The 6870-nt window shown below is 54.5% G+C and carries 7 protein-coding genes; 5 read left to right on the top strand and 2 right to left on the bottom strand.

All coding sequences use genetic code 11. From position 1 onward, the window contains the following. Positions 1 to 412 precede the first annotated feature (412 nt). From H8Q75_RS10920 to tsaE, 5 genes are read left to right on the top strand one after another with little or no spacing between them, the layout of a single operon-like run. Entirely contained in the window at positions 413 to 1171 is a 759-nt protein-coding gene (locus tag H8Q75_RS10920; RefSeq protein ID WP_041429131.1) for a WecB/TagA/CpsF family glycosyltransferase, read from the top strand. Beyond that, positions 1168 to 1890 carry a cell division ATP-binding protein FtsE gene (gene ftsE / locus H8Q75_RS10915; protein ID WP_297041666.1) on the top strand — a complete coding sequence of 241 codons (723 nt, stop codon included), beginning with the start codon at positions 1168 to 1170 and terminating at the stop codon, positions 1888 to 1890. Before H8Q75_RS10920 ends, ftsE begins: the two co-directional genes overlap by 4 nt. Beyond that, positions 1859 to 2773, top strand: coding sequence for a permease-like cell division protein FtsX (locus H8Q75_RS10910; RefSeq protein ID WP_297041663.1), 915 nt, complete (start codon positions 1859 to 1861; stop codon positions 2771 to 2773). The genes ftsE and H8Q75_RS10910 overlap by 32 nt, the downstream gene beginning before the upstream one ends. Before the next feature lie 29 nt (positions 2774 to 2802). Continuing rightward, entirely contained in the window at positions 2803 to 3495 is a 693-nt protein-coding gene (gene bchM, locus H8Q75_RS10905; RefSeq protein ID WP_024125103.1) for a magnesium protoporphyrin IX methyltransferase, read from the top strand. Continuing rightward, on the top strand, positions 3496 to 3954 hold the full coding sequence (tsaE, locus tag H8Q75_RS10900; protein ID WP_024125102.1) for a tRNA (adenosine(37)-N6)-threonylcarbamoyltransferase complex ATPase subunit type 1 TsaE: 459 nt from the start codon (positions 3496 to 3498) through the stop codon (positions 3952 to 3954). It abuts the gene before it with no gap. Here the strand turns inward: tsaE and trmFO are convergent. After that, positions 3857 to 5230 (bottom strand): FADH(2)-oxidizing methylenetetrahydrofolate--tRNA-(uracil(54)-C(5))-methyltransferase TrmFO, encoded by a 1374-nt coding sequence (gene trmFO / locus H8Q75_RS10895; RefSeq protein WP_297041661.1) that lies wholly within the window; start codon positions 5228 to 5230, stop codon positions 3857 to 3859. The genes tsaE and trmFO overlap by 98 nt on opposite strands. A 2-nt stretch (positions 5231 to 5232) precedes the next feature. After that, entirely contained in the window at positions 5233 to 6630 is a 1398-nt protein-coding gene (locus tag H8Q75_RS10890; protein WP_041429128.1) for a cation:proton antiporter, read from the bottom strand. Positions 6631 to 6870: the final 240 nt, after the last annotated feature.

Raw genomic sequence — 6870 nt, 5'->3', positions numbered from 1 at the left:
TGACCAGCCGACAAAGACAAATCTGTCCCGTTTGAGCCAGTCGTCGAGGATGTCAAACCATCCCCGTTCTGCTGGCGCTCGTCCAATCGCGATCGTCATAAAACTCAACTCCGAAGGGAAGTCATTAAGGCAGATTCGTGAGGTAGCTCAATGGCACGATAAGAGCCAGGTTTACGAATCTTAATAACGACTCTAATCTAGCAAACAGGTTTCGTGGATTTCAACAAAGCATATCCCGTGGCGGTGAGCCTGTATATGCGATATAGCCCTTTTCCAGAGGATAGGGGTCCACAACGGCAGCCTTCTCCTGTCTATCACGCTCTTTTGCTCAGAGTGTTCACCTGCTGTGAGAAGGGCTGTAAGATACTGGGTGTCTCTTGTGCTCAACTTTCCTATGGGTTACCCCCTTGTAATGCCGACCATTCCGGCAAAAGTCTCAGTTTTGGGATTTCCCCTCCATTTGGTGGACAATGCCCCTGAGTGGTTGCTGATGCAACAGCGAGATGGTCATGGCCAACACGTGATCACGCTCAATTCAGAGATGGTGATACTGGCGGAGCGCACACCAGAGTTTGCTGACGTTTTACACCGTGCTGATTTGGTGATTCCCGATGGGTCGGGGGTCATTCTCTACCTGAGGTTACATGGCCTCTCTGTGCGCCGTCTACCGGGGATTGAATTTGCCGAAGCCCTACTGCGATTGGCCAATGACTCTCCGCAGCCGAAACGGGTCTTCTTTTATGGGGCAGCACCGGGGGTAGCAGAAAAAGTGGCTGAGCGCTGGCATCGAGAGCTGCCGAACTTAAAGATTGTTGGCGTGCAGTCGGGCTACCACGATGCGGATATGGAAGCTGCCCTCATTGAAAAGCTGAAAGAAACCCAACCCCATATTATCCTTGTTGCTTTGGGTGTACCGCGTCAGGAATATTGGATCGATCGCCACCGCCATATTTGTCCCCAAGCGATTTGGGTCGGTGTTGGCGGTAGTTTTGATGTCTGGGCAGGGGTTAAAAGGCGGGCACCCAAACTGATGCAAAAACTCCATTTGGAGTGGCTCTACCGTCTTTACCAAGAACCCTGGCGTTGGCGGCGCATGCTGGCGCTACCCCAATTTGCATGGAAAGCACTCCTGAGTCGTTTGCATGGGCGACAGCGTTTCTCATCCCGATGACAGCAGTGACCCCCGTGGTATCCCCCTGCGAACCAACCTCTAGGGGGGCCATCATTGCAGAACTGTACCAAGTCACGAAGTCCTTTGGTGGTGCGTTGCCCTGCTTACATCGCGTCAGTTGGCAGCTGCGACGGGGAGACTTTTATTTTCTGACGGGTGCCTCGGGGTCGGGTAAATCCACCCTCTTAAAACTCCTCTGCGGTCAACTGCGACCCGATCACGGCATCGTTCGCCTCTTTGGCGAGGAGGTCAATCCCCAGCAGGATCGGCGAATGGCACAGTTGCGGCGGCGCTTGGGGGTCATTTTTCAGGACTTTAAGCTCTTGGGCGATCGCTCAGTTGCAGAAAATGTGGCTTTTGCCCTGCTGGTGCGCGGTATTCCCAAAGCAGAAATTCAACAGCGGGTGCAAACGGCGCTCAAACTGGTGGGACTGAGCCACAAAGCCAATGCCAATCCCCAATCTTTATCGGGGGGAGAGCAGCAGCGGGTGAGCATTGCCCGTGCCATTGTCGGTGGTCCTGAGCTATTACTAGCGGATGAACCTACCGGTAATCTGGATCCCCAGACCAGCCAGCAAATTCTTGCTCTGCTCCATCGTCTGCATCAACATGGGTTAACAGTCCTCTTTACTACCCATGATTTAGCCTTGACCCGCCTAGTTCCCCATCGGATTCTCCATTTGCACCATGGCAAACTTGAGTTCCTTACCCACCCTTGACTTTTTGCTTTCGGAAGTACGCCGCAGTCTCTGGCGCGGCGGTTGGCTCAATGGCGCCGCTGTGATTGCTGTTGCTGTGACGCTGTTTATTTTTGGTTGGGGCTGGCAAGTGTCCCACCTCCTCGGCGCCAGTGTCGAGTCCCTTGGCAATCGCTTAGAAATTACTGCCTATGTGTCGCCTGAACTTCCCGCAGCCAAAGTAGCCAGCCTCAAGGAACAGTTGGCGGCATTACCGGCGGTAGCCGATTTGAATTGGATTGATCGCGATCGCGCTTGGGCAGAATTGCAAGCTGATTTAGGCCTTAAAAGTGAACAGGGCGGTTTAGACCTCTTTGACACCAATCCCCTCAGCGATGAAATCAAGATCCGCGCCCAGAGCCTCGAACAGGTGGCTCCCTTAGCTAACCAAATTGCCCAAAAGGAAGGCATTGAGTCTGTGCAGTACCTTGAGCGCGCTCTAACGGGCCTGCAAAGTATGCAGCGGGTGGTGCGGGGCGTCACGTTCATTTTGGTGCTGCTACTGAGTTTAACGGTAGTTGCTCTGGTGAGCGCGATTTTGCGGCTGATTATTCTTGTGCGCCAACCCGAAATTGAGATCATGACCCTCGTGGGTGCCACCCAAACTTGGATTTATACGCCCCTATTTATTCAAGCGGCTAGTCTAGGTGGCGGTGGCGGTGCCTTGGCGTGGATGGCTGGTTGGGGAAGTAGTCAACAGCTTCAGCAGTGGCTAGCCCAACAGACCAGCTTTCGCGCCCTTGCCAGCAAAGTTTCCCTTGAATGGTCAGCGGGCTTAGGTGTGTTCCTGATCATCATTGGCGTCATTTTGGGGCTGGTGAGTACCCGATTGGCACTGCAAACCACAGCCCCTATGCCACAATAATTGGGGCAATGACGATTCATCGGGAACTTATGACGCAATCTACGGCTGACGAAAAGGCAATCGTTCAAAACTACTTCAACACAACTGGGTTCGATCGCTGGCGACGCATCTATGGCACAGACCAGGTCAGCAAGGTGCAGGCGGATATCCGCATGGGACACCAACAAACGATTGATACCGTCCTGGCATGGCTCAACGCTGATGGCTCCCTCAAAGGTCAACTCATTTGTGATGCTGGCTGCGGTGTCGGCAGTTTAAGTATTCCCCTTGCCAAGCTAGGGGCACGGGTCTATGCCAGCGACATTTCCGAAAAAATGGTGGCCGAAGCCCGCGATCGCGCCGCTGTTCAGTTGAATGGCCACCATGAACTCATCCTCAGTGTCAGTGATCTTGAAGCCCTGCGGGGAAAATACCATACCGTCATCTGCCTCGACGTCCTCATCCACTATCCCGACAACCAAATGGCAGGGATGCTAGCCCACTTGAGTTCTTTGGCCATGGAGCGGCTGATCCTCAGCTTTGCCCCCAAAACACCAAAATATATGCTGCTGAAGAAGATTGGTGAATTCTTCCCCGGCGCCAGCAAGGCCACCCGTGCCTATCTCCACAGTGAGGAATTTATTGTGGAGATTTTGCGGAACTTGGGTTGGCGGATTGAGCGCAATGCCATGACCAAAACTCGCTTTTACTTTTCGCGACTCCTAGAAGCAGTGCCAGCCTAAATGACGAACCTCAGCCTGAGTTTGGCAGAACTGCAAGCCTTAGGGCGCCAGTGGGGGACATGGCTGCCGCCGGGGACAGTGCTCCTGTTGGCGGGAGAGCTAGGGGCAGGAAAAACCACGTTTGTGCAAGCCTTGGGGGAGGGATTGAACATTGAAGATGTCATTCAAAGCCCCACCTTCACCCTAATTCAGGAATATTCCGAAGGGCGTGTACCCCTCTATCACTTTGATCTCTATCGCCTGACGCCTGCTGAAGTGGCGGCCTTGGCGCCAGAACGCTATTGGCTCGGCGAAGAAATTGAGCCCGGGATTGTGGCCATTGAGTGGCCCGATCGCTTGCCAACCTTGCCCCCAGCTTATCTTAGGCTCCAGCTTCAACGGCAGCAGGATTGCACCCATCTAACTCTAGAGGCTGTAGGGGCAGCGACATGGCTGTTGCCCAGGTGCTTAAATCTTTGAGGGCGCGATCGCGATAGGCGGCATAGCGCAACGCCTTTTGACGCACTGGTTGCTCTAGGGGTGGCAAAATGCCAAAGTTGGGGGGCATCGGCTGAAAGGTTTTGCTCTCAGCGGTACTGATGTAGTGAAAGAGGGCACCAGCCATCGTTGTTGGGGGCAATACCAAGGGTGCAAGTCCCCGTGCCAAGCGAGCTGCGTTCGTTCCCGCTAGCCAGCCCCCTGCTGCCGCCGCCGTATAACCTTCGGTACCGGTAATTTGACCCGCTGCCAAGAGGGTGGGGCGATCGCGAAACTGAAGACTGGCCCTCAACAACTTCGGGGCATTTAAGAAGGTATTGCGGTGCATCACCCCCATGCGCACAAACTCCGCCTGCTCTAAGCCGGGGATCATGCGAAAGACCCGCTGCTGCTCCCCCCAGCGCAGATTGGTTTGAAACCCCACCAAGTTCCACAGTTGGCCATGGCGATCCTCCTGGCGCAGTTGTGCCACCGCATAGGGACGCTCCCCCGTGCGTGGATCCCGCAAGCCCACAGGTTTCAAAGGGCCAAACCGCAGGGTATCCACCCCTCGCCGCGCCAATTCCTCTACGGGTAGGCAAGCCTCAAAAAATTGGGCATTCTCGCGCTCAAAGTCCTTGAGGGGCGCTTGTTCAGCTTCACAAAGCGCCTGCCAAAACCGCTGGTATGCTTCAGCACTGAAGGGACAGTTGAGATAAGCCGCTTCGCCGCGGTCATAGCGGGAAGCCAAAAAGGCCACCTCACGGTTAATGGACTCCCCGACCACAATTGGGCTGGCGGCATCAAAAAAACTCAGGTAGTCCAGTCCGGTAAAGCATTGAAGATCGGCACTCAGGGCCTCACTGGTCAGTGGGCCGGTGGCCAAGACCACAATCCCGTTTTCTGGGAGGCGGGGCAGTTCTTCGCGCCGCACTGTCACGAGGGGATGGCTTTCGAGGGTTTCAGTTACCTCACGACTAAACTGGGCGCGATCCACCGCCAGGGCGCCGCCGGCAGGCACTTGATGGCGATCGGCAGTGGCAATAATCAGTGACCCAAGGGCACGCAGTTCATGGTGTAATAGCCCCGTGGCGCGATCGCTCGCCTTGGCGCCAAAGGAATTACTGCATACCAACTCTGCCAAGTCCGCCGTATGGTGGGCTGGACTGGCCACGTGCGGGCGCATTTCATACAGCACCACCGGCAGACCGGCACGGGCAATTTGCCAAGCCGCTTCTGTACCGGCTAAACCACCACCAATGACCGTAATCGGTTCCATTGCTATCCTTCTGGGGGAGATTCTACTGCAATATCCGAGGTCGGTAACGCCTCTGTGGCCTCTGGCTTAAAGACCAAGCGCAACAGAGGGGGCGCAACGAACGTGGTCACAATCACCATCACGATAATGCCAGCATCTAGAGCCTTCGAGAGGACACCACTGGCAGACCCGACAGCGGCAAAAATCAGTCCGACTTCGCCTCGCGGCACCATGCCAATGCCAATCGCCCAGCGGTTAATTCCCGGCTGACCAAAGACCGCTGCTCCTGCGACCACCTTACCAACAATGGCCACCAGCACGAGGAAAGAGGCAATGATCAGACCCGCACGATTGGCCGATTCTAGGGGGTTGAGAACACTAATATCGGTGCGTGCGCCGACACAGACAAAGAACACCGGCACCAACATATCGGCAATGGGCAAAACCTGCTCCTCTAGCTCCCGTCGTTTTTCTGTTTCCCCAAGGACTAAGCCAGCGGTAAACGCACCGAGAATCGCTTCCAGTTGCAGAATCACAGCCACATAACCCAGGACAAAGGCGAAGATCAAGGAGGGAACCAGCAAGTTACCGCGTGTGCTCAGGCGATCGACCATCCCCAAAAAGAAAGGACTCAGCAGCCGCCCCACCATCACAGAGCCCACCAAAAATACGACGGAGCTAATAATCAGATAGATCACATTGCTGATCTCCACTGTGCCGGTTTTGGCTAGACTCGCCACCACTGCCAGCACAATAATGCCAAGAATGTCATCCAGAACCGCTGCCCCAATGATAATTTGACCTTCCGGGGAAGTCAGCCGTTGAATCTCCGCAAGGACTTTGGCCGTGATCCCAATACTGGTTGCCGTGAGAGCCGCACCGGCAAAGATGGCGGGGACCAAGTCCACATGAAACAGTGTCACAAGGCCAAGGGTGCCAGCGGCAAAGGGAGTCACCACCCCCACCACAGCAACGATGGCAGCCTGAGGCCCCACCTTCAGCAGGCCCTCTAAATCCGACTCCAGGCCAATCTCAAAGAGCAGGATCATGACGCCAATTTCCGAGAGGACGGAAATAACTTCGCTGGCGGTATTGGCAACTACTGAAGCGACAGTGCCATCAATGCCTGCCGTCTGTTGGATAAAGGTCGTCAGAACCGAGGGTTCCGTTGGTCCCCCTTCAGAAAAAACCAACAGGTGCAAGACGGAAATACCAACGACCACACCCCCTACCAGTTCTCCCAGTACAGGTGGAAAGTTAATGCGGGCACAAATTTCACCGCCGACTTTGCTGGCAAAGTAGATCACCACTAGACTCAGCAGAACAGCGGCCAAGATCAATGGACCCGCTTCCGCCAGGTTCACTGATTCTGCTGCAACATCGGCAGGCAAAGGTTGCAAAAGTGACGTTATCAAGGGCATAGAGCAAATGTTAAAAACTCTTTAACTAAGTTAAGCACGCCTTCCCCTTCTGCTCAACCTTAAACTTACACGGAACTGAACTTGGCTCTTTGTTGTCTAATTGCAATGGAATTTCAACATGGTTACCATAGTTTTTTATACCGGCGATCGCCCCCGCCTTGAGGAATGCGTATTCATGATCTCCATCAGCAACAGCCCATTCACATGGCACCTTAGATAAAGAAACTGCTCTAAACGGCT

The sequence above is a fragment of the Thermosynechococcus sp. OHK43 genome (assembly GCF_014466085.1).
GTDB lineage: Bacteria > Cyanobacteriota > Cyanobacteriia > Thermosynechococcales > Thermosynechococcaceae > Thermosynechococcus.
This window is presented reverse-complemented; position numbering and strand designations above follow the sequence as displayed.

Bases quoted from the DNA above. Each gene is read 5' to 3' on its own strand.
- H8Q75_RS10920 (WP_041429131.1), top strand. From the start codon at position 413: ATGCCGACCATTCCGGCAAAAGTCTCAGTTTTGGGATTTCCCCTCCAT.
- ftsE (WP_297041666.1), top strand. From the start codon at position 1,168: ATGACAGCAGTGACCCCCGTGGTATCCCCCTGCGAACCAACCTCTAGG.
- H8Q75_RS10910 (WP_297041663.1), top strand. From the start codon at position 1,859: ATGGCAAACTTGAGTTCCTTACCCACCCTTGACTTTTTGCTTTCGGAA.
- bchM (WP_024125103.1), top strand. From the start codon at position 2,803: ATGACGCAATCTACGGCTGACGAAAAGGCAATCGTTCAAAACTACTTC.
- tsaE (WP_024125102.1), top strand. From the start codon at position 3,496: ATGACGAACCTCAGCCTGAGTTTGGCAGAACTGCAAGCCTTAGGGCGC.
- trmFO (WP_297041661.1), bottom strand. From the start codon at position 5,230: ATGGAACCGATTACGGTCATTGGTGGTGGTTTAGCCGGTACAGAAGCG.
- H8Q75_RS10890 (WP_041429128.1), bottom strand. From the start codon at position 6,630: ATGCCCTTGATAACGTCACTTTTGCAACCTTTGCCTGCCGATGTTGCA.